This window comes from Marinobacterium sp. MBR-111 (genome assembly GCF_040547585.1).
Classification (GTDB): Bacteria; Pseudomonadota; Gammaproteobacteria; order Pseudomonadales; family Balneatricaceae; genus Marinobacterium; species Marinobacterium iners.
Genome location: NZ_JBEPQA010000008.1, coordinates 56,632 through 78,000, shown reverse-complemented (window position 1 = coordinate 78,000; position 21,369 = coordinate 56,632). Strand labels below are relative to the sequence as shown.

General features: G+C 58.4%; 16 protein-coding genes. 13 read left to right on the top strand and 3 right to left on the bottom strand.

Translation table 11 applies throughout. The features are described from left to right. Positions 1 to 124: 124 nt before the first annotated feature. Both ABIE61_RS07980 and ABIE61_RS07975 read left to right on the top strand, forming a co-directional pair. Entirely contained in the window at positions 125 to 3,367 is a 3,243-nt protein-coding gene (locus ABIE61_RS07980) for a mechanosensitive ion channel domain-containing protein (RefSeq protein WP_354408320.1), read from the top strand. 334 nt (positions 3,368 to 3,701) lie between these two features. Further along, a complete protein-coding gene (locus tag ABIE61_RS07975) occupies positions 3,702 to 5,879 on the top strand; it encodes a malate synthase G (protein WP_354408406.1) in 2,178 nt (725 codons plus the stop codon). An 83-nt stretch (positions 5,880 to 5,962) separates the two neighbouring features. Here ABIE61_RS07975 and ABIE61_RS07970 read toward each other — a convergent pair whose 3' ends face one another. Together ABIE61_RS07970 and grxB are read right to left on the bottom strand one after the other, a co-directional pair. Then, positions 5,963 to 6,421: a c-type cytochrome gene (locus tag ABIE61_RS07970; RefSeq protein ID WP_354408317.1), complete on the bottom strand. Its 459-nt coding sequence runs from the start codon at positions 6,419 to 6,421 to the stop codon at positions 5,963 to 5,965. Between the two features lie 10 nt (positions 6,422 to 6,431). Then, entirely contained in the window at positions 6,432 to 7,088 is a 657-nt protein-coding gene (grxB, locus tag ABIE61_RS07965) for a glutaredoxin 2 (protein ID WP_354408315.1), read from the bottom strand. A 91-nt stretch (positions 7,089 to 7,179) separates the two neighbouring features. Between grxB and ABIE61_RS07960 the strand changes: the two genes are divergently transcribed. Continuing rightward, a complete protein-coding gene (locus ABIE61_RS07960) occupies positions 7,180 to 7,839 on the top strand; it encodes a DUF2238 domain-containing protein (protein ID WP_354408313.1) in 660 nt (219 codons plus the stop codon). Here the strand turns inward: ABIE61_RS07960 and ABIE61_RS07955 are convergent. Continuing rightward, on the bottom strand, positions 7,836 to 9,221 hold the full coding sequence (locus ABIE61_RS07955) for an SLC13 family permease (protein ID WP_354408311.1): 1,386 nt from the start codon (positions 9,219 to 9,221) through the stop codon (positions 7,836 to 7,838). The two genes, ABIE61_RS07960 and ABIE61_RS07955, sit on opposite strands and share 4 nt — an antisense overlap. Positions 9,222 to 9,370: 149 nt before the next feature. Between ABIE61_RS07955 and ABIE61_RS07950 the strand changes: the two genes are divergently transcribed. From ABIE61_RS07950 to ABIE61_RS07905, 10 genes are all read left to right on the top strand, one after another. After that, positions 9,371 to 10,120 carry an AraC family transcriptional regulator gene (locus tag ABIE61_RS07950; RefSeq protein WP_354408309.1) on the top strand — a complete coding sequence of 250 codons (750 nt, stop codon included), beginning with the start codon at positions 9,371 to 9,373 and terminating at the stop codon, positions 10,118 to 10,120. Between the two features lie 94 nt (positions 10,121 to 10,214). After that, positions 10,215 to 10,469, top strand: coding sequence for a Trp family transcriptional regulator (locus tag ABIE61_RS07945; protein ID WP_354408307.1), 255 nt, complete (start codon positions 10,215 to 10,217; stop codon positions 10,467 to 10,469). Further along, positions 10,466 to 11,857, top strand: a complete 1,392-nt coding sequence (locus tag ABIE61_RS07940; RefSeq protein ID WP_354408304.1) for an anthranilate synthase component I family protein — start codon at positions 10,466 to 10,468, stop codon at positions 11,855 to 11,857. The genes ABIE61_RS07945 and ABIE61_RS07940 overlap by 4 nt, the downstream gene beginning before the upstream one ends. Then, positions 11,854 to 12,516 (top strand): anthranilate synthase component II, encoded by a 663-nt coding sequence (locus tag ABIE61_RS07935; protein WP_354408302.1) that lies wholly within the window; start codon positions 11,854 to 11,856, stop codon positions 12,514 to 12,516. The genes ABIE61_RS07940 and ABIE61_RS07935 overlap by 4 nt, the downstream gene beginning before the upstream one ends. Positions 12,517 to 12,688: 172 nt before the next feature. Further along, a complete protein-coding gene (locus ABIE61_RS07930) occupies positions 12,689 to 13,624 on the top strand; it encodes an ABC transporter ATP-binding protein (protein WP_354408299.1) in 936 nt (311 codons plus the stop codon). Then, entirely contained in the window at positions 13,621 to 14,382 is a 762-nt protein-coding gene (locus tag ABIE61_RS07925; protein ID WP_354408296.1) for an ABC transporter permease, read from the top strand. Before ABIE61_RS07930 ends, ABIE61_RS07925 begins: the two co-directional genes overlap by 4 nt. A 117-nt stretch (positions 14,383 to 14,499) precedes the next feature. Continuing rightward, complete coding sequence (locus ABIE61_RS07920) at positions 14,500 to 15,333, top strand: aldo/keto reductase (protein ID WP_354408294.1); 834 nt, start codon at positions 14,500 to 14,502, stop codon at positions 15,331 to 15,333. Between the two features lie 241 nt (positions 15,334 to 15,574). Continuing rightward, a complete protein-coding gene (locus ABIE61_RS07915; protein WP_354408291.1) occupies positions 15,575 to 17,029 on the top strand; it encodes a circularly permuted type 2 ATP-grasp protein in 1,455 nt (484 codons plus the stop codon). A gap of 3 nt (positions 17,030 to 17,032) precedes the next feature. Further along, complete coding sequence (locus ABIE61_RS07910) at positions 17,033 to 17,959, top strand: alpha-E domain-containing protein (protein ID WP_091827184.1); 927 nt, start codon at positions 17,033 to 17,035, stop codon at positions 17,957 to 17,959. 21 nt (positions 17,960 to 17,980) lie between these two features. Beyond that, on the top strand, positions 17,981 to 21,361 hold the full coding sequence (locus ABIE61_RS07905) for a transglutaminase family protein (protein ID WP_354408288.1): 3,381 nt from the start codon (positions 17,981 to 17,983) through the stop codon (positions 21,359 to 21,361). Positions 21,362 to 21,369: the final 8 nt, after the last annotated feature.

Below are 21,369 nucleotides of genomic sequence, written 5' to 3'. Positions count from 1 at the left end.
ACCTTAACCACCTTCCCTGCCACACCAAACCGTGTCACAGTCAGCTAAAATTCACTGAGTCACGCTAGAATGCTCGAAAGGGCATTGTGCCTTCCTGTTCCTAGACCCTGTGCGGACTTCCTGGATGATCCGATCAATACTGCTGACGCCGATAGTGTTTCTTCTGCTGGGGCTGGCCACCTCTCTTTCGGCGGCAACGCCAGAACTGGTAACGCAGCTGGAAAGACAAATTGAGCAGCTCAGCCAGGATGAAAGTGGCCAGCCCCCATTGCGCGATATTTATCAGCGCACCCTGAGCGCCATCAAGGATCAGCAGCAATATCAGCAACGTGCCGAAGCCCTGCAGCAGCAGCTCGAACGTCAACCCGCCGCACTGGAAGAACAGCAAAGCCAACTGGAACGTCCCCTTACACCGATCGACATGCAGTCATTGCAGGCTCTCGATACGGTCAGTCTTGAGCAACGCTTGACCCTTAAGCGGGCCGCTCTGCTGCAGCTGGAGCAGCGCCGTGACCAGCTGTTGCAGCAGACAGAACTCAATGAGCAGAAGCTGGTGTCCCTGCGTGAGCAGCTGGCAGACTTGAAACAGACATCACCTCGCATTCCTGACTTTCCCGGTGACGGCGACCGCCAGCTGACCGATGCACGTCTGCAGCTGAAAAATGCACTGCAGGAACGCCACAACAGCCAGATACAGGCACTGGAGCTGGAGTTGCTGGCACTGCCGGGTGAAAGCGAACGCGCCCGGCTGGAACTGCGTCATTTGCAGCAGCAGCTGACCGCCGAGAGCGAACAGCTGACGCAGATGCAGCAGCTGTTGGAGCAGAAGCGACAAGATGAACTGCAAAACACCCTGAGCAACCTGATTCAGGCAGGTGCCGAAGCCACGCAGCCCGGGCCGATACGGGAGTTGATCGAGCGCAATCGCGAACTGACCGAGCAGCTGGGGCAGCTCAACGAGCGCAGTGCCGCCGCTACCCGCAGCCGCAATGCGCTGGAGCAGGAGTTGAACCTGGTCAGCCAAAGTCTCAAAACCGTCCAGCAACAGCTGGAGCTGGACAGTTACAGCGCCAGCTATGAGTTGCGCCGTTTCACCCAGTCCCTGTCACGACCGGTCGACACGCTGTCCACACGGCAGATGCTGAATTCCTTACGCCTTGGCAGTCTCGACTTCAACCGTTTGCGGGCACAGCAGGATGCACAGACCAACACCGAACAGGCTTCCCTGTCCGCTGCACAACAGCAACAGCTGACGCAGCTGCAAGCCAGTCAGGAAAACCTGCTCAGCCGGATACAGGAGCGCCGGCAACAACTGATCGGTGAGTTGTCACAACTTCTAACCGTTCAGGAACAGCTCAATGAGCGTATTTCACAGGCTCGAGGCCTGATTGCACGCCAGTTGCTGTGGCTGCCGGTGGTCACCCCCATATCTGCCTCCTGGCCTGGGCAGGTTGTCTCCGGCTTCAGCTTGCTGTCACAGCAACTGAAGCCCATGCCACAAACCGCGGTTTGGAATGAGACTCCGCAACTGGGGTTGAGCGTGATCATGTTCGTCATGAGCCTGTTGTTGGCATTCTGGCTGCAGCGCTATCAGCGCCAGAATCGCGCCCGCTGGGTACGCGAGCTGGGCAACGTAGTGCATGACCGTTTTGCCCGCACATTGCGTCTGTGTCTGCTCGCTCCTTTGATTGCGGCCCCCTTGCCGCTGCTGTTGATTCTGTTACGCGAACACAGCCTCAATCCATCGCACCCCGATCACTTTGCGCTGCAACAGCTGATGCTGCTCTGGGCTGCCAGTCTGCTGTTGTACGGCACTGTACTGCAGTGGCTGAGGGTCCCTGATGGCCTTTTCTGCGGTCATTTTGCAACCCCCGAAGCGCTTGCCAAACGCCTGAAACGACAGCTGCATCTGCTGTTCTGGCTTGGCACCCCGTTACTGAGTCTGTGGCTGCTGATCGACAGCTACAACTCTCCCGAACTGCAAACCGGTCTGGGGCGGCTGATCTTCCTGCTGCTGACACTTTCCCTGATTCTGTTCTGGCGCGGTATCTGGCGTGTCAGCCATGAGTTGAATCAGATGACACAGGGCCGACGCTGGTGGCAGAGCGCCCACCTTTGGATCGCGATGTTGATTCTGTTCAACATCGCCATGTTCCTGCTCGGTGTCTGGGGCTATATCCTCACCGCACTGTTCTTCATGCTGATCCTGCTGGTGGTGATTCTGCAGGTGCTGGGCGCCTTTCTGGTGTTCAAGCTCGGCCTGCGCTGGCTGTTGATCGCCGAGCGCCGTCTGGCGTTTAGCCGCGCCCGCGCTCGCAGGGCCGAGCTCGTGGCCGCACGCGAAAACAGCGAAGACAACAGTGCACCGCTAAAGGAAAACTATCTTGATCTGCAGACCATCTCCGATCAGTCTCGGATACTGCTGAAAAGCCTTACCCTGCTGCTGCTGGGCATCATGCTGTGGCTAACACTGGGCGACTTCCTGCCGACACTGCAGGTACTGGAAAGTGTACAGCTCTGGAGCAGCCTCTCTCAGCAGGGGGCGGAACAGATACTCACCCATGTCACGCTGCGTGATCTTATCCTGGGGTTACTAGTGCTATGGATCAGCATTATGGCGGCCCAGAACCTGCCGGGGCTGCTGGAGCTGCTGGCCCTGCGCCACCTCGATCTGACACCCGGTACCAGCTACGCCATCACCACCCTGCTGAAATACACCCTGATTCTGGTTGGGGTGCTGGTTGCCATCAGCCAGTTCGGGCTGGAATGGGGCAAGCTGCAATGGCTGATTGCCGCTCTGGGTGTGGGTCTGGGCTTTGGTTTGCAGGAAATTGTGGCCAACTTTGTCTCGGGCCTGATCATCCTGTTTGAAAAACCGGTCCGGATCGGTGATACCGTCACGCTGGGCAATGTCACCGGTACCGTGTCACGCATCCAAATACGCGCTACCACCATCACCGACTGGGACCGCAAGGAGGTGATCATCCCCAACAAGACGTTCATCACCAATCAGCTGATCAACTGGTCACTCAGCGATGCCATTACTCGGGTCGTAATCAAGATCGGTATCGCCTATGGCAGCGACGCGGAGCTGGCCGAAAAACTGCTCCTGGAAGTCGCGCACAACAACCCGCGCGTGCTTGATGATCCAGAACCCGATGCCTATTTCAGAGAGTTCGCCGACAGCAGCCTGCAGATCGATCTGCGCGTATTTGTCAGCACTATGTCCGATCGCATCCCGGTTACGGATGAGCTGAACAAGGCAATCAACAAAACGTTCAATGAAAACGGCATCGAGATCGCGTTCCCGCAGCTGGATGTACACCTGCACCGCGCCAAGCCGACCCCAGGCCCCGAAACTGCCTGAGCTGCAGCGGAAGCGAGTGCATCAACCGGCCTGCGGGCCGGTTGTTCTAAATTTACGACAAGCAGGGGGCGGTACAGTGCAGATGCACACATACCGGAATACACACTGACCGTCTTGTAAAAAAACAACCAAACATTCGCGAAAAACTGTCAACAACCCGCGATCTTTCACTAAAACCCCACCATTGAGCCACTTCTTCATACTTTAGGCGCAAACGCGGGACAGGCGCGTTTTTTTGCGCTATTTTCGCAATGCACAATCCTTTGATGGACAGTTATTCCTGCTGCTGCCGGACTGCACCGGAGCAGATGATTCAATCAATTGGGGCAAGAAGATGAGCCAACGGGTACAGGTCGGTGGCCTGCAGGTCGCCAAAGAGCTTTACGATTTCATCAACACTGAAGCACTGCCGGGCACCGGCGTCGAGGTGGAGCAGTTCTGGAGCCGCTTCGACAGCATCGTGCACGACCTCGCACCGCGTAACCGTGAGCTGCTGGCCAAACGTGATGCCTTGCAGGCACAGATCGATGCCTGGCACCGCGACAACCGTGGCACTGCCTTCAGTTTTGATGCCTACAAATCCTTCCTGCAGGAGATCGGGTATCTGCTGCCCGAAGGTGAAGACTTCACCGCCACCACCGAGAACGTGGACCCGGAAATGGCTACCATGGCCGGCCCCCAGCTGGTCGTACCGGTGATGAACGCCCGTTACGCACTGAACGCGGCCAACGCCCGATGGGGTAGCCTGTACGATGCACTGTACGGCACCGATGCCATATCGGAAGCGAACGGTGCCGAGAAGGGGCAGGGCTACAACCCGGCTCGTGGCGCCAAGGTAATCGCCTTCGGTCGTGACTTCCTTGATCAGAGCGCCCCGCTCAAGGATGCATCGCACAAGGATTCGGCCGGCTACAGCATTCAGAACGGCCAGCTGTGTGTTGTGCTGCGTGATGGTGGTGAAACCGGTCTTAAGGACAGTGCCCAGCTGATCGGCTACAACGGCAGCGCCAGCAACCCGACCGCCATTCTGATCCAGCACAACGGTCTGCATTTCGAAATCCAGATCGACCGCGACAGCCAGATCGGCAAGTCCGATGCCGCCGGCGTCAAGGACATCCTGATGGAAGCGGCGCTGACCACCATCATGGACTGCGAAGATTCGGTTGCCGCCGTGGATGCCGAAGACAAGGTACTGGCCTATCGCAACTGGCTGGGGCTGATGCAAGGCACCCTGACGGAAGAGATCCAGAAAGGTGACAAAACCTTCACTCGCCGCATGAACCCGGATCGCGAGTACACTGCTGCAAATGGCGGCAGCCTGGCGTTGAAAGGCCGCAGCCTGATGTTCGTGCGCAACGTGGGCCACCTGATGACCAACCCGGCCATCATCGACCGCGACGGCAACGAGATCCCTGAAGGCATCATGGATGGCGTGGTCACCACCCTGATTTCACTGCACGATATCAAGGGCAACGGCCCGTTCCGCAACGCCACCACCGGCTCCATCTACATCGTGAAGCCGAAAATGCACGGCCCGGAAGAAGTAGCCTTCGCCAACGAACTGTTCAGCCGTGTGGAAGACGCCCTTGGCCTGCCCCGCTTCACCATGAAGATGGGCATCATGGACGAGGAGCGCCGCACCACCGTCAACCTGAAAGAATGTATCCGTGCCGCCAAGGAACGCGTGGTGTTCATCAACACCGGCTTCCTCGACCGTACCGGTGACGAGATCCACACTTCTATGGAAGCCGGCCCGATGATTCGCAAGGGCGACATGAAAGGCGCGGCCTGGATCAAGGCTTACGAAGACTGGAACGTCGACACCGGCTTGGCCTGTGGCCTCAGTGGTCGTGCCCAGATCGGCAAGGGCATGTGGGCGATGCCTGATCTGATGGCTAACATGCTGGAACAGAAGATCGGTCACCCGCTGGCCGGTGCCAACACCGCCTGGGTTCCGTCCCCGACGGCCGCTGCCTTGCACGCCCTGCACTATCACCAGGTGGACGTGTTTGCTCGCCAGCAGGAGCTGAAAAGTCGCACCCGCGCCAGCCTGGACGATATTCTGACCATTCCGGTGGCACAGAATCCGAGTTGGAGTGCCGAAGAGATTCAGCAGGAGCTGGACAACAATGCTCAGGGCATCCTCGGTTACGTGGTGCGCTGGGTCGATCAGGGTGTGGGCTGCTCCAAGGTGCCGGACATCAACGATGTGGGCCTGATGGAAGACCGTGCAACCCTGCGTATATCCAGCCAGCACATTGCCAACTGGCTACACCACGGCATTTGCACTGAAGAGCAGGTGATGGAAACCCTGCAGCGCATGGCTGCGGTGGTAGATCGTCAAAACGCCGGTGATGCCCTGTATCAGCCGATGGCGCCCAACTTCGATGACAGCATCGCGTTCCAGGCTGCCTGCGAACTGGTGCTCAAGGGTTGTGAACAGCCCAGCGGCTACACCGAGCCGGTGCTGCACCGTCGTCGTCTGGAGCTGAAGGCCAAGCAGGCCGGCTGATCCAGCTTCAATCGTGCATGCAACAAAAGCCCCGCAGGCGAGAGTCGGCGGGGCTTTTGTTTATGAATAAACGCTATGCCTGATCAGTCCCTGAACTTGTCATGGCAGGCCTTGCAGCTTTGTGCCACACGCCCCAGCAGCGGCCTCAGTTGTTCGCGCCCCTGCCCCTGTGAAGCCGCTTCATTCAATGTCATCAGGCGAACCTGCATCTCACTCATCAGGTTGTCGAAGCGCGATTTTGCCTCCCATATCTGCCATGACGCTCTTGTTTCCACGTGGCTGCTTCGACCGCTCGCCGGATCCGTGAAGCCTTCCCCCGTGAGATGACTGAGGAATACCAGCCGTTCAGAACGCTGCGCGAACTCTTCGGCATCAAACGCCACCCGCCCCTGCGCCATCGCGGCCAGTGGCCCAAGATTCCACTCCATCGCCGTGAACACACCCTGGCGGTACTCAATGGCGGCGTCCAGATCCGACTCGGCCATCACGGGTGGTATCGACACACCCAACACCACACCCAGCAAGACAGCTTTAATGTTCATTCGCTTCACCTTAAATCGCACGATCAAAATACAGATCTACACCACCCAGCTCGGCGACCTCCTGCAACCACTGTTGCAACCGTGGCGGAAACGTCAGGCCTTTCACCATCGTGAGATACTGCAACGGCGGAAAATTCATAACATCGTTCCAGCTCAAGGTGTGGCCTTGCTCTGACGGCAGCGTTAACGGCGGCAGTTCCGCCAACACACGCTCGATAACAGCCTTATGCGCTTCGGTTTCAGCCAGCGCCTGCTCAAAGCTGTGCCCCAACATCGCTTCCTTGTTGTGACGGAAGTAGTCCCGCGCCGATTCAGTTGCGAAGGTTTTCATACCGATGTGAGTCACTCGGGGAAATGTCAGCGCCCAGCTGTGCGCCTGAACCGGCTGCAGCCGAGGCTGGATCGCTTCAGCCAGTTGCAATGGGCGCAGCGTTTTGGGCCCGTCCCCCAGCTCATCCAGCAGCTTGGCAATATCCATGCTCTCACCTATGGCCACACCCTGATGCTCAAAGATCGGCACCATCTTCTTGCCGATCAGACGCTGGCAGCTCGCCTCATCATCATTGAGCAACACCACCTGCTCAAGATCGCTGACCTGTCGGTAGTGCGCCACCATCAGGGTGCGAATGCAAAAGGGGCAGTGGTCGTAAACGTACAATCGTGACACAGGCTATCTCCAAGGCTACACAAACGCGTTATGCTGAGAGTATATCCGAGCGTTGAGCCAATGACCCCACAAGGGAGTACAGGGATACCCCATGAGGATTCGCATCACTCACCAAAGAATCACACTGGTACTGCAGCTGATACTGTTGCTGGAGGCAGTGCTGGCCGTCTGGAGCCAGCGCTGGTTTACCGCCTTTCTCAGCAGCATGATCATTCTGATCACACTTCTGCCACTGGTGTTTGAGCGCCGTTTCAGAATTCATATTCCACCGGATCTGCAGCTGGCCGCAATCTGCTTTGTGTTTGCATCCCTGTTTTTGGGTGAGATTCGTGATTACTACACCCGCTTCTGGTGGTGGGATATGGCGCTGCACACGCTTTCCGGCTTTCTGCTGGGAATTGTCGGCTTTTTGCTGGTGCACATCATGAATGAGATTGATGACATCCATGTCCATATGAAGCCCGGCTTTGTCGCCTTTTTTGCCTTTATGTTTGCCCTCGGCATGGGTGCGCTCTGGGAAATTCTCGAGTTTGCCATGGACTCCCTGCTCGGCATGAACATGCAAAAGCCAATGCTGGGGGACCCCTCCGGATTGACCGACACCATGTGGGACCTGATCGTGGATGCTGTCGGCGCACTGGTCATTTCCATACTGGGCTGGCGCTACTTGAAAAATCCGGGTCAGAAATCGCTGCTTGAACGCTGGATCGACGCTTTCGTCGCCCGCAATCCGCAGCTGTTTCGACGCTAGATCCAGCCCAGCAGCTGCCACCAGAGATAATCCAGTGGCAACAAAACCACCACCGTCAGCGCGGCCAGAATCAGACACAGCCGAGCGGCATGCCCGATTGAGATCCCCGCCAGCGGCATCGCCATCATCAGTGGCACGGATTGATAGGTGAACACGATGGTCGAAAAGCCAAACACCTGGGTCATCAATACCGCCTCCAGGCTGAAACCCGTCATCTGACTGATCTGCCCGGCTAGCGGGGTCAGGGTAGCAGGCACTCCCGCAAGGGTGGCTACCACCCCGGTCAGCATCGCCGCCAGCGACAGGGAGAAAAAGTTGACCGCATCACGGCCCGGCTCCAGCGGCAACCAGTCGAGCACCCGTTCCCCCACCACCTGGCTGATCTGGCTGTAGTTGATCAAGCTGGCAATGCCCAACAGCCCGGCCACAACCAAAATCGAGCTGATATTCACCTTGTCATTGAAACTCTTGGGCGACACCATTCCCACGCCGGGCAGCAACAGAACGGTAGCCGCCGCCAGCCCGATCCAGGCCGCCGAGATGTGGTGTATGGAATCTGTCAGCCAGAATCCGAGCGTTGTCAGCATAATCAACATCAGTCGGCTTTCTCTGAAGCTGAACCCTCCGTTACGGCTGACCGGCGCTGTGCGCCGAGGGGTATCCGGATACAGCAGCAGGATCACCCCAATCAACAGCATCGCCTTCAACAGACCCAGCACCGGGAAATGCAGCAACAGATACTCGGTGAACATCGGCGTCCATCCGTGGATACTCTCGGCTGAACCGATCATGATCATGTTCGGGATATTGGCCGGAAGAATTGCAAAGGTGGGCAGGTGACAGCCAAAGGCCGCTGCCAGCAATACGCCGTAATGGCCCTTGCTGCCTCTGGCAAAACCGCAGTTTTCAGCGATCGCCAACGCAATCGGGATGAAAAGCACCACACGCCCCACTGAAGAAGGCATCACAAACCCCAGCAGCACTCCCATGAAGACGATGCCGGTAATCAGCTGTGCATAACTGCTGTCCAGGTAACGAGTGAAGCGGTCAGAGATGCGCCGTGCCAGGCCGGTTTCCGCTATCGCGATACCGATCACCAGACCTGAAAAAATCAGCCAGCAGGCTGTCGAGGTCAGGCCCGAAAAAACGACTTCCGCCGGTGCCAGCGACAGCAGCATGGCCAGCACCAGTACCAACAGAGCACTAACGAACTCCGGCAGTGCACCGGTGGCAAACAGCACCATACCCGACATAATCAGCAGAGCCGACAGCTGCTGCTGGCCGGTAAACAGCTCTGCAACCGGTGTGAGCAACAGCAGAGCTGACAGCAAGGGGATCAGGATCAGTGCAATCAGTTGTGAGCGCTGCAGAGGGATGGTCATGTTAGCTCTCTATCCGGTGACTGGACTCTGGTGATTGTGACAGAGAAGCGCTAGAGTTTAAGTCGACAAATTGACAATCAATATAGAATATCGGACATATAAGCCTGCGTCATACTCTTGCACCCACACGTTTTCGGTCAAAACTGGGCATGATCGTCGACCCGGCGCGGCCGATACTCGGCTTGCATGACCTGATCCTGAGCAACTTTGAGTTCGATTTTCACAGCCATCCCCGTGGTCAGCTCGCCTATGCCGCCTCTGGCGTGATCAAGGTCCATACCGACAATGGCAGCTGGATCGTGCCGCCCTCTCAGGCCGTATGGATACCCGGCGGTATTCGCCACTCTGTAAGCCCGGAAGTTACCTCGGAGCTTCGTCATCTGTTTATTGATCCCTCCTGTCTTCACCGCTTCCCCCACCAGTGCAGTGTGGTCGAGGTTTCACCCCTGCTGCGCGAACTGATACTGCGTGTAGCCGATTTCGGCGAGGATTACCCTCCGAACAGTGCAGCCAGCCGCATTTGCGCTGTCATCCTCGACCAACTAGAGGCACTGGAGCCGTCACGGCTTCACCTGCCCATGTCCAGTGACCGCCGCTTGCAACGCGTGATGCAGCACATGATTGACCAGCCTGAGACCGATACCCGTCTCGGTTACTGGGCCACCAAAGTCGGCGCCAGCGAGCGCACCTTGCGGCGACTGTTCATTCGCGAAACAGGCATGACCTTTCAGCAGTGGCGTCGCCAGCTGTTGCTGCATGAAGCCGTGGACCGTTTGGGGCGGGGTGAGTCGGTCATGAACGTGGCGCTGGAGCTGGGCTACCGCAGCCCAAGCGCTTTTGTGGCAATGTTCAGGAAAGCGTTGGGGAAATCACCGGGGCAGTATTTCAGAGGGGTATGATCAAGGGCCTGCCCTGCTGGCAATCGAGCTTCACTGTTTGGTGCGGCACAAATTCCGATTGACCCTACCCCGCATTGTGATACCGTACTAGTACATGAATACAATCCACTTGAATGAGCTGCTCGATCACCTGCTGCAAATGCGGAGTCGGGACTCCCTTGAAGAAGCCCTGCGCGATCTGCTGACTCCGGCTGAACTGACCGAGGTCTGCAACCGGCTGCAGATTCTGCGCATGCTGGAAGCCGGCGTGCCGCAGCGGGAGATTGCCAAGCAGCTCGGCGTCGGTATCGCCACCGTCACTCGCGGGGCGCGTGCCCTGAAGATCAAACAGCAACAGAGGCTAACATGAGCCAGAAACCGGCCCGCATCACACTGCCGCGCAAGCCACATTACGTCACACTGGCGGCAGACATCGACTTCTTTGGTCTGTTCAAGAAGATTGAGAAACGCTTCGACAACTGCTTCATGCTGGAGTCACTGGGCGAGGAGAGCTTCATCTCGCGCCACTCCATCATCGGCTTTGATCCGAAGCAGATCCTCTGGGCTACCAAAGGCGAGTTGCATGTGCAGGGCCGCGACGGTGAAGTACAAAGCTACGCCAGTGACAACCCCTACTATCTGCTGCGCGAGATCGTGCCGCAGAACATCATTTCGCGGAAGTATGCCGGCGGCCTGACCGGCTATATCGGCTACGACTGCATGAACTACTTTGAGCCAAGCCTGAACCTGCAACACAGCGACATGTTCGATGTGTTCCGTTTCGGCGTGTTCAAGGATGGCTTGATCCTCGACAAGATGACCGGCGAGGTGATCTATTTCCACTATGATGACAGCCGCATGGCGATGATCGAGCAGATTCTGGCCGAACCTGCAGTGGAAAACGGCCCGCTGACGGTAACGCCCATGGGCGAAACCATGACCCAGGCCGAGCATGCCGCTGCGGTGATGAAGGTGAAGCAGGACATCATCGACGGCAAGATTTTCCAGTGCGAGGTGGGGTTCAAGAAGCGCTTCCGTCTGGAAGGCGACAGCATCAACCTGTACGAACAGTTGCGCGAGGTGAACCCCTCGCCGCAGATGTACTACGTCAAATTCGGCGAGCAGAAGCTGATCGGCGCCAGCCCCGAACTGCTGTTCCGTCTGCGTCAGGGCGAGATGGAAACCTTCCCGCTGGCCGGTACCACCAAGCGTGGTGCCAACGCGGTGGAAGACACCCAATACGCCCGTGCTCTGCTGAACGATCCGAAAGAGATCGCCGAGCACAACATGATCGTGGACCTGCACCGCAACGACATAGGCCGCGTGGCCCGCTTCGGCACGGTAAAGGTGCGCAGCCTGATGGATATCAAGCGGTTCAGCCACGTACAGCACATTTCCAGCGAAATAGTCGGCATTATCGCTGAAGATCACGACATGTTCTCGGCACTGGCCAGCAACTTTCCTGCCGGAACTCTGACCGGTGCGCCCAAGATCGAGGCGATGAAGATCATCGATGATCTGGAATCGGACGGTCGTGGTCCCTACGGCGGTGCCGTAGGTCACTTCTCGTTCAACGGTGACTGTACCTTCGCCATCCCTATCCGCACCGTATTCGCCAACGGCGAGAACGCCTACGTGCAGACCTGCGGCGGCAACGTCTATGACTCCAACCCGGAGGACGAATACGAAGAGATCCGGCGCAAGTTCGCCGGCACCAAGAAGGTTCTGGATCAGTTCACCGCGGAGGCCAAGGCATGAAGGTCTATATCATCGACAACTACGACTCCTTCACCTACAACCTCTACCAGTATATCGGCGAGATTCTGAGCACCGAGCAGCATCAGGGGCGTCTCGACAGTTTCGAGATTGTGGTCAAGCGCAACGATGAAGTAACCCTGACCGATTTACGTGCCGCCGCGCCGGACCGCATCATCATCTCCCCAGGGCCGGGCTCGCCGGAAGACCCGGCCTACTTTGGCGTCTGTGCCGAGATAATCCGCGAGCTGGGGCCGCAAATCCCGTTGCTCGGCGTGTGCCTCGGCATGCAGGGCATCGTGCATGTGTTCGGCGGCAAGGTGGTCAAGGCGCCGCTGCCGATGCACGGCAAGATCAGCCCGATCCGTCACACCGCCGAAGGCGTGTTCGCCAATACCCCGGATCAGCTGGAAATCATGCGCTATCACTCCCTGATGGCCGAGGCGGAAAGCCTGCCGGAGTGTCTGGATGTGACCGCCGTGGTGGGCGACCTGCCTGTGGACAGTTTCACCGACCATGCCCGCATCCATCAGGGCGGCGACTTCGAGATCATGGGGGTTCGCCACCGCGAGTACCCGATACACGGCATCCAGTTCCACCCCGAATCCTTCGCCACCGAAGGCGGCAAGGAACTGATCGCCAACTTCCTGTTTCAGGCCTGAGCCTGCCCCCGCCACTCCGTCTGGGTCTTGTGACTCGACGGGGTGGCCCAACCCCCCGGTTGCTGCGTAAGCAGGCACACCCGTCCGGTTTACATCCGTTTTGAACAGTACGGCTGAGCGTCCTTCCGCGCTACACTCAGGTTGTTACGCATGCCGAGAACAAGGAGTATTCGTGCAACCAATCATTCAAATCCAGGGCATCGGCAAGACCTATGCTTCGGGATTCACTGCACTCAAGTCGGTCGATCTTGAGATCCACCGCGGCGAGATTTTCGCCCTGCTCGGGCCCAATGGCGCTGGCAAAACCACTTTGATCAGCATTATCTGTGGCCTGGTCAACGCCAGTTCCGGCAGGGTATTGGCCGATGGCGTGGATATTGTCGAAGACTACCGTCGGGCACGCAGCCTGATCGGGCTGGTGCCCCAGGAACTGACCACCGATGCCTTTGAAACCGTCTGGGATACCGTCAGTTTCAGTCGCGGCCTGTTCGGCAAACCCGCCGACCCCGCCTACATCGAAAAGATCCTGCGCCAGCTGTCGCTGTGGGACAAGCGCCGGTCGATGATGCGGGCGCTGTCCGGCGGCATGAAGCGCCGAGTGATGATCGCCAAGGCGCTGTCCCACGAGCCGAGCATTCTGTTCCTCGACGAACCCAGTGCAGGCGTTGATGTGGAGCTGCGCCGCGACATGTGGGAGATCGTGCGCGGACTGCGCGACAACGGCGTGACCGTGATCCTGACCACCCACTACATCGAGGAAGCCGAGGAGATGGCCGACCGCATCGGCGTCATCAACCGTGGTGAACTGATGTTGGTCGAGGAAAAGGAGACGCTGATGCAGCAGCTGGGGCAGAAACAGCTGCACCTGTATCTGCAGACGCCTTTGGCGGCGCTGCCCGAGGGGTTGCATGCTTTCAACCTGACTCTGAGCGAAGACGGCAGCCAACTGACCTATACCTTCGATGCCCATCATGAAACCAGCGGCATCGCCGAGCTGCTGCGCAACCTCAGTGCCGAGGGTATCGATCTCAAGGATCTGCAGTCGCAGCAGAGTTCACTGGAAGAGATCTTCGTCAGCCTCGTCCACCGACCGGAGCAAGCCCAATGAATTTCAACGGCATACGCGCCATCTACAAGTTTGAGATGAACCGCACCCGACGCACGCTGATGCAGAGCGTCATCTCCCCGGTGCTGTCCACCTCACTGTATTTCATCGTCTTTGGCACGGCCATCGGCTCGCGCATGGGCGAGATCGACGGCGTCAGCTACGGCGCTTTCATCATCCCTGGCCTGCTGATGCTGTCACTGCTGAGCGAGAGCATCTCCAACGCTTCCTTCGGCATCTTCTTCCCCAAGTTCTCCGGTACAATCTACGAGGTGCTGTCGGCACCGGTATCACCGCTTGAAATCATCACCGGCTATGTCGGTGCCGCGGCGACCAAATCGCTGATCATCGGCACCCTGATTCTGCTCACGGCGCGATTGTTCGTCGACTACAGCATCGCCCATCCTTTCTGGATGCTCGCCTTCCTGCTGCTGACCGCCCTGACTTTCAGCCTGTTCGGCTTCATCATCGGCATCTGGGCCAACGACTTTCAGCAGCTGCAGGTGATCCCACTGATGGTGATCACACCGCTGACGTTCCTCGGTGGCGCCTTTTACTCAATCAACATGCTGCCCGAACCCTGGCAAACACTGACCCTGTTCAATCCTGTGGTCTACCTGATCAACGGTTTCCGCTGGGCCTTTTACGGCGTCGCCGACGTGCATATGGGCATGAGTCTGGGTATGACGCTGATGTTCCTGCTGATCTGCCTGACAGCGGTCTGGTGGATCTTCCGCACTGGTTATCGTATCAAGCCGTGACAGGCTGAATTTATTGAGCGGTGGATTGCGCGGTTTCAGTACACGGCTAGTGCCGCCAACCACCGGCGTAGTAACATCAAACCTCAATTCACCCTGAACAACATTGGAGCGTTGCAGATGAGCATAACCCTGGCCCCGACCCTGACACTGGCCAACGGTGTCGAGATGCCCCAGCTGGGCCTCGGCACTTGGCCGATGAACGATGCCGAAGCCGCCGAAACGGTTACCACCGCACTGGAGCTGGGCTACCGCCTGATCGACACTGCCGAGAACTACCAGAACGAGCGTGGTGTAGGTCAGGGCATTCGCAACGCTTCTGTGCCGCGTGATCAGGTGTTCGTAACCACCAAGTTCAACCGCGAGTGGCACGGCTTTGAGGGCGCCAAAGACGCCTGCGAAGCGAGTCTGAAACGGCTGGAGCTGGACTATATCGACCTGCTGCTGATCCATTGGCCCAACCCGGATCAGGACCGTTTCGTAGAAGCTTATCTGGGACTGGTAAACCTGCTGGACCGTGGACTGGTGCGTGCCATCGGCACCTCCAACTTCAAGCCGGCTCACCTGCAACGACTGCTGGATCTGGGTCTGAAACCACACCTGAACCAGATCCAGCTTGACCCCTATCATCGTCGTGATGACCTGATTGCGCTGCACCAGCGCCACGGTATCGTCACTGAGTCCTGGCGCCCGCTGGGCTGTGGCAATGCCATGTTGGCAGACCCCGTCATTCTTGCCATCGCGGAGCAACACCAGCGGACACCCGCCCAGATCGTGCTGCGCTGGGCAGTTCAGCAGGGCTTTGCTACCACAACCAAGTCATCCAATCCGCAGCGCATGGCCGACAATCTGAACATTTTTGACTTCAGCCTGACGACCGAAGAGATGTCCAGCTTGAACAGCCTCGGTCACGATGATCCGGATATGCTCGACGCAGACCATTTCGGTCACTGACCCTCTGCAGACCGCCTTTGCCTGCCGCAGGCGGTCCCTTTCCTGCAACCTTCGTCACACACTGTCGCTTTTGGCCTGTTAATTGCTGTATGCCTCATAGGCAACGGCTAACAGATCGCCAGCTGCACTTTTACAGGGCACGGCTGACGCTCCATGCCGAAAGAGCACCAAAGGTGCACATACCGCGCACGCATCAGCACCATCAGAGTGCGTCGCTTCTGCATGATAGGCAGGTCAGGCTATGACGATGGATTGGAAATCGTATGACCCGAACGGGTACTTTGATGAACTGGTAGGCCGAAATGGCAGCATTCGCCCCCCTGCACGGCAACTGATCCACTACCTTGAGTCCCTTCCTCCTGAAGAGATCGAATCGCGCCGCCAGATGGCAGAGGCCACCATTCAGGAGATGGGTGTCAGCTTCACGGTCTATACCGAGGAAGGCAACATCGACCGTGCCTGGCCGTTCGACATCGTGCCCCGCACCATTTCGGCCAAACAGTGGCGTACCACCGCCGCCGGGCTGGAACAACGCCTCAAGGCACTGAATCTCTTCATCAATGATCTCTACCATGAACAGCAGGTCCTGAAGGACGGCATCATCCCAGCCGAGATCATCACCGAATCGCGCAACTTCCGCCCCGAGTGCATCGGTATCACACCACCACTTGGTGTGTGGGCGCATATCTGCGGTACCGATCTGGTGCGTGACGGTGACGGCGAGTTCTACGTGCTGGAAGACAACCTGCGCGTGCCATCCGGCGTGTCTTACATGCTGGAGAATCGCGCCATCACCAAACGCGTCCTGCCCGAATTGTTCGAAAAGGACGATATCCTGCCCATCGACGGTTACTGTGCCAGCCTGTTCGACATGTTGGCGTCCCTGTCGCCCCGGGATGTCCGCAAGCCCGTCATCGTGGTGTTGACCCCCGGCATCTTCAACTCGGCCTACTTCGAGCACGCATTCCTTGCCCAGCAAATGGGAATCGAGCTGGTAGAAGGGTCAGACCTGATGGTCGGTGACGATGATTGTGTCTATATGAAAACGATCAGCGGCCCTGAGCAGGTAGATGTCATCTATCGCCGTATCGATGATCTGTTTCTGGACCCGTCCGTGTTCAACAAGGACTCCGTACTGGGCGTTCCCGGTTTGATGCGCGCCTGGCAGAAAGGCAAGGTCGCCCTGGCCAATGCGCCCGGTGCCGGCGTGGCCGATGACAAGGTTGTGTACGCCTACGTGCCCGAGATCATCCGCTATTACCTCAACGAAGAACCCATCATCAAGAATGTTGAAACCTTCCTGTGTGACGACCCAGAGCATCGTGCCTACGTGCTGGAGAATCTGGACAAGCTGGTAGTCAAGCCCGCCAATGAGTCCGGTGGCTACGGCATGCTGGTGGGGCCTCACTCCACCAAGAAGGAACAGGCCCAGTTCGCCAAACTGATTCAGGACAACCCACGCAACTACATCGCACAGCCCACTCTGGCGCTTTCAACCGCCCCCACGCTGGTCGATAACGGCAGTCTGGAACCGCGTCATCTGGATCTGCGCCCTTTCATCCTGCAGGGACGCGACACCTACGTCACCACCGGAGGACTGACCCGCGTCGCCATGAAGAAGGGCTCACTAGTGGTGAACTCCTCTCAGGGCGGGGGAAGCAAGGATACCTGGATTGTCGATGGGGGGGAGGAATAAGCCATGCTGTCAAAAGTTGCCGAACGTCTTTACTGGGCCGCCCGCTATCTGGAGCGTGTTGAAAACACGGCCCGCCTGGTCAGTGTCTATGACAAGCTGCTGTTCGATTTGCCACGAGAGGTCGATATCAGCTGGTATTCCTTGGTCGAGCTCAACAGTGCCAGTGATCTCTTCAGTGAGCGCTACCGCATTCGTGACGAGCACAACGTGGTCAAGTTCATTCTGGCCGACGATACCAACCCCAGCTCAATGCTGTCGGCGCTGCGTATGTTGCGTGAGAACATCCGCACCAGCCGCGATGTACTGCCGGTGGAAAGCTGGGAACAGATCAACGAGCTCTACCTGTATGCCCAGAACAACATCCGTCTGGGCATCAATCGCAGCAAACGCTACGAATTTCTCGACCAAGTCGTCAGTCGCTGTCAGATGCTGTTCGGCATGCTGTCCGGCACCATGAGCCACGACGCACCTTGGCAGTTCGTCAAGCTGGGGCGTGATCTGGAGCGATCCGATATGACCACGCGCATTCTGGATGCCGGTGCCGCGGCCCTGATCGCGGCCAACGGCGATGCCAGCGTCAACCTGCGTCAGGTGGTCTGGGGTAACGTACTGCGCTCCGCCAGCGCCTATATGAGCTACCGCCGCAGCGTTCGCATGTCGGTCACCGGCCCGGATGTGGCCTGTTACCTGCTGGAAGATGCGCACTTTCCGCGTAGTGTCGAGGCCTGTCTGACCCAACTGGAGATTTCCGCCGGCAAACTGCCGCAGGGGCATCACGTGGTGGAATTGATTCGTGAGATCAATCCCAGCGTCTATCCGATCACAACCGAGGCAGATCTGGGCCCGGCGTTTCGCAGCTTTCTTAACGATCTGCAGATACAGCTCTGCCAGCTCAGCAACCGGATTTCCCAGACCTGGTTTCCTGCCTGAGTCTGCACAGAGGCCCTTATCGTGACCATACGCATAGCGATCAACCACGTTACCGAATACCGCTTTGATCGTCCGGTGAGCCTGTCACCGCATCAACTGAGGCTGCGCCCGGCCCCGCACAGCCGTACCCATATTCACGGCTATACGCTGCGCATCGAGCCGGAAACGCACTTCATCAACTGGCAACAGGACCCGTTCGGAAACCATATCGCTCGCCTGGTCTTCCCGGAGAAAACGACGTCACTGAAGGTTGAGGTCGAGGTGATTGCGGACATGACCGTGATCAACCCATTCGATTTCTTTGTTGAAGAGTATGCCGAACACTATCCGTTCAGTTACGACAAGGCACTAGAAAAAGAGCTTCAGCCCTATCTGGAAGTGACAGAAAACGGACCTCTGTTGAGTAAATGGGTTAAATCAGTATCACGTGAAAAGACGTCCATCATCAATTTCCTGGTCAGCCTGAACCAGCGGCTGGAGCAGGAGATCGACTACGGCATCCGCCTTGAGCCTGGCGTACAGACACCGGAAGAAACTCTGACGCTCAAGAAGGGCTCCTGCCGCGATACCAGCTGGCTGATGGTACAGATACTGCGCCAGCTGGGACTGGCCGCCCGCTTTGCCTCGGGTTATCTGGTGCAGCTGAAGCAGGATCAGGAGGCACTGGATGGCCCCTCGGGCGCCGCACAGGACTTTACCGACCTGCACGCCTGGTGCGAGGTCTTTATCCCCGGTGCGGGCTGGGTTGGTCTCGATCCAACTTCAGGGCTGTTCGCGGGTGAAGGGCACATACCACTGGCCTGTACCCCATCTCCCGAGTCAGCCGCACCGATGACCGGCGCGTCTGACACCTGTGAAGTGGAGTTCAGCTACAGCAACAGGGTCACCCGTATTCACGAAGATCCCCGTGTCACCAAACCCTACAGCGATGACCAGTGGGCGGCCATTGACGCGTTGGGCCAGATGATCGACCGGGAGCTGGAGGCCGGTGATGTTCGCCTGACCATGGGGGGCGAGCCGACCTTCGTATCCATTGACGACATGGATTCGGCACAGTGGAACATTGAAGCGCTGGGTGATGACAAGCTCAGCCTGGCCAAGGATCTGCTGCTGCGGCTGCGCCGCCGTTTCGCGCCCAACGGTCTGTTGCACTACGGACAGGGCAAGTGGTACCCCGGTGAGGAGGTCCCGCGCTGGGCGCTGGGCTGTTTCTGGCGCACGGATGGAGAGCCTCTGTGGCACGACACCGAGTTGCTGGCACGCGTTGACCGGGATTATGGCCACGGGCTGGATGAGGCACGCCGCTTCATGCACACCCTGTGTCGCAATCTGGGGCTACCCTCGCGCTATCTGGTCGAGGCGTTCGAAGACAGCCTCTACTATCTGTGGCAAGAGCAACAACTGCCCGCTAACGTGGACCCGAAAACGTTCGACCTCAAGGACGACATGGAACGTAAGCGTCTGGCACGCCTGCTAAGTCGTGGTCTGGACACGCCCACTGGTATGGTGCTGCCGCTGGGCTGGAATTACAGCACTCAACGCTGGCGCTCAACACCCTGGCCGCTGCGCAGCGAACAGCTGACCCTGATTCCGGGAGACTCTCCGCTGGGGTTCCGTCTACCGCTGGGCAGCCTGCCAACGGCGGCAGAAGACGAACTTTACTTTGAGCCCGATGCAGACCCCTTTGCCGAAAAGGCTCCGCTGCCCGGCTATCGTCCTTTTGCCGACATGACGTCGGCGGCACAGCCCAACCCGGCTGACAGCCGCCAGATGATGGATATCCCGGCCGATCAGGAAAGCGACAGCGAGACACCGAGGGTCTGGACCGATGTTCTACGCACGGCACTGTGCATTGAAGCCCGCGAGGGACGTCTGCACCTGTTCCTGCCACCGATCAGTCATCTGGAACATTACGTAGACCTGATCAACCATATCGAACACACCGCGGCCGAACTCAAGCTGCCGGTGGTCATCGAGGGCTATGAGCCACCGCGTGATCCCCGCCTGCAAAAACTGCTGGTCACACCTGACCCCGGCGTTATCGAGGTGAATATCCACCCGGCCAGCAGCTGGCAGGAGCTGGTGGACAACACGACCGCTCTGTACGAAGAGGCACGCCTGGCCCGACTGGGCACCGAAAAATTCATGCTGGATGGTCGCCACGGCGGTACCGGTGGCGGCAACCACGTCACACTGGGCGGGGTGACACCCGCCGACAGCCCGTTGCTGCGCCGGCCTGACCTGCTGCGCTCGCTGGTAACCTATTGGCAGCATCATCCCAGCCTGTCGTATCTGTTCTCGGGCATGTTCATCGGCCCGACCAGTCAGGCGCCCCGTGTGGATGAAGGCCGTGACGAAGCACTTTACGAGCTGGAGATCGCGTTCCAGCAGATGCCGGATGGTCTGGTAGAACAGCCCTGGCTGGTAGACCGGTTGATGCGCAATTTGCTGGTGGACATCACCGGCAACACGCACCGCTCCGAGTTCTGCATCGACAAGCTGTATGCAGCCGGCTCGGTATCGGGTCGTCAGGGCATTCTGGAGTTCCGCGGTTTTGAAATGCCGCCGCATCCACAGATGTCGCTGGTCCAGACTCTGCTACTGCGCGCGCTGGTCGCTCGCTTCTGGAAACAGCCCTACCACAAGCCACTGGTACGCTGGGGAACTGAACTGCACGATCGTTTCATGCTGCCGCACTATGTGTGGTCAGACCTGAAGGATGTGGTCAGGGACCTGCAGTATCACGGTCTGCCGTTCCAGCTGGAATGGCTGGCGCCGTTCGAGGAGTTCCGCTTCCCTCACTACGGCCGGGTTCAGATCGATGACATGGAGCTTGAGCTGCGCTGGGCGATCGAGCCCTGGCATGTGCTGGGCGAGGAAGTGTCCAGCTTTGGCACCGCGCGTTACGTGGACTCGTCAGTGGAACGACTGCAGGTACGCTTGAGCGGCCTGACCGAGGGACGTTATCTGCTGGCCTGCAACGGTCGCCGCGTTCCCCTCAGGGCAACCGGGGTACAGGGCGAATACGTGGCCGGCATCCGCTATCGTGCCTGGAGCCCGCCCTCGGCCCTGCACCCAACCATCGGCGTGCATGCCCCACTGGTGTTTGATGTGATTGATAGCTGGAACGGTCACTCCATCGGTGGCTGCACCTATCACGTCAGCCATCCGGGGGGACGCAGCTACGATACCCAGCCAGTCAACGCCTTCGAGGCCGAGGCGCGTCGGGTCAATCGCTTCCACAATTACGGCTACACGCCGGGCCCTGTTACGCCGCCGCCATTTTACGGCGCTCTGCGTGAATTTTTCCCGCATGATGTGGCACCACGCCCCATGGCACCACCGCTGGAGGAACTGCTGGCCGAGTACCCGCATACTCTCGACCTGAGGCGAAGTTCTTGAACTGTGCA

Excerpts from the sequence above, each read along its gene's own strand:
- ABIE61_RS07920 (WP_354408294.1), top strand. The coding sequence starts at position 14,500 with ATGAGCATAACCCTGGCCCCGACCCTGACACTGGCCAACGGTGTCGAG.
- ABIE61_RS07950 (WP_354408309.1), top strand. The coding sequence starts at position 9,371 with ATGATCGTCGACCCGGCGCGGCCGATACTCGGCTTGCATGACCTGATC.
- ABIE61_RS07925 (WP_354408296.1), top strand. The coding sequence starts at position 13,621 with ATGAATTTCAACGGCATACGCGCCATCTACAAGTTTGAGATGAACCGC.
- ABIE61_RS07955 (WP_354408311.1), bottom strand. The coding sequence starts at position 9,221 with ATGACCATCCCTCTGCAGCGCTCACAACTGATTGCACTGATCCTGATC.
- ABIE61_RS07975 (WP_354408406.1), top strand. The coding sequence starts at position 3,702 with ATGAGCCAACGGGTACAGGTCGGTGGCCTGCAGGTCGCCAAAGAGCTT.
- ABIE61_RS07910 (WP_091827184.1), top strand. The coding sequence starts at position 17,033 with ATGCTGTCAAAAGTTGCCGAACGTCTTTACTGGGCCGCCCGCTATCTG.
- ABIE61_RS07915 (WP_354408291.1), top strand. The coding sequence starts at position 15,575 with ATGACGATGGATTGGAAATCGTATGACCCGAACGGGTACTTTGATGAA.
- ABIE61_RS07960 (WP_354408313.1), top strand. The coding sequence starts at position 7,180 with ATGAGGATTCGCATCACTCACCAAAGAATCACACTGGTACTGCAGCTG.
- ABIE61_RS07970 (WP_354408317.1), bottom strand. The coding sequence starts at position 6,421 with ATGAACATTAAAGCTGTCTTGCTGGGTGTGGTGTTGGGTGTGTCGATA.
- ABIE61_RS07935 (WP_354408302.1), top strand. The coding sequence starts at position 11,854 with ATGAAGGTCTATATCATCGACAACTACGACTCCTTCACCTACAACCTC.
- ABIE61_RS07945 (WP_354408307.1), top strand. The coding sequence starts at position 10,215 with ATGAATACAATCCACTTGAATGAGCTGCTCGATCACCTGCTGCAAATG.
- ABIE61_RS07980 (WP_354408320.1), top strand. The coding sequence starts at position 125 with ATGATCCGATCAATACTGCTGACGCCGATAGTGTTTCTTCTGCTGGGG.
- ABIE61_RS07940 (WP_354408304.1), top strand. The coding sequence starts at position 10,466 with ATGAGCCAGAAACCGGCCCGCATCACACTGCCGCGCAAGCCACATTAC.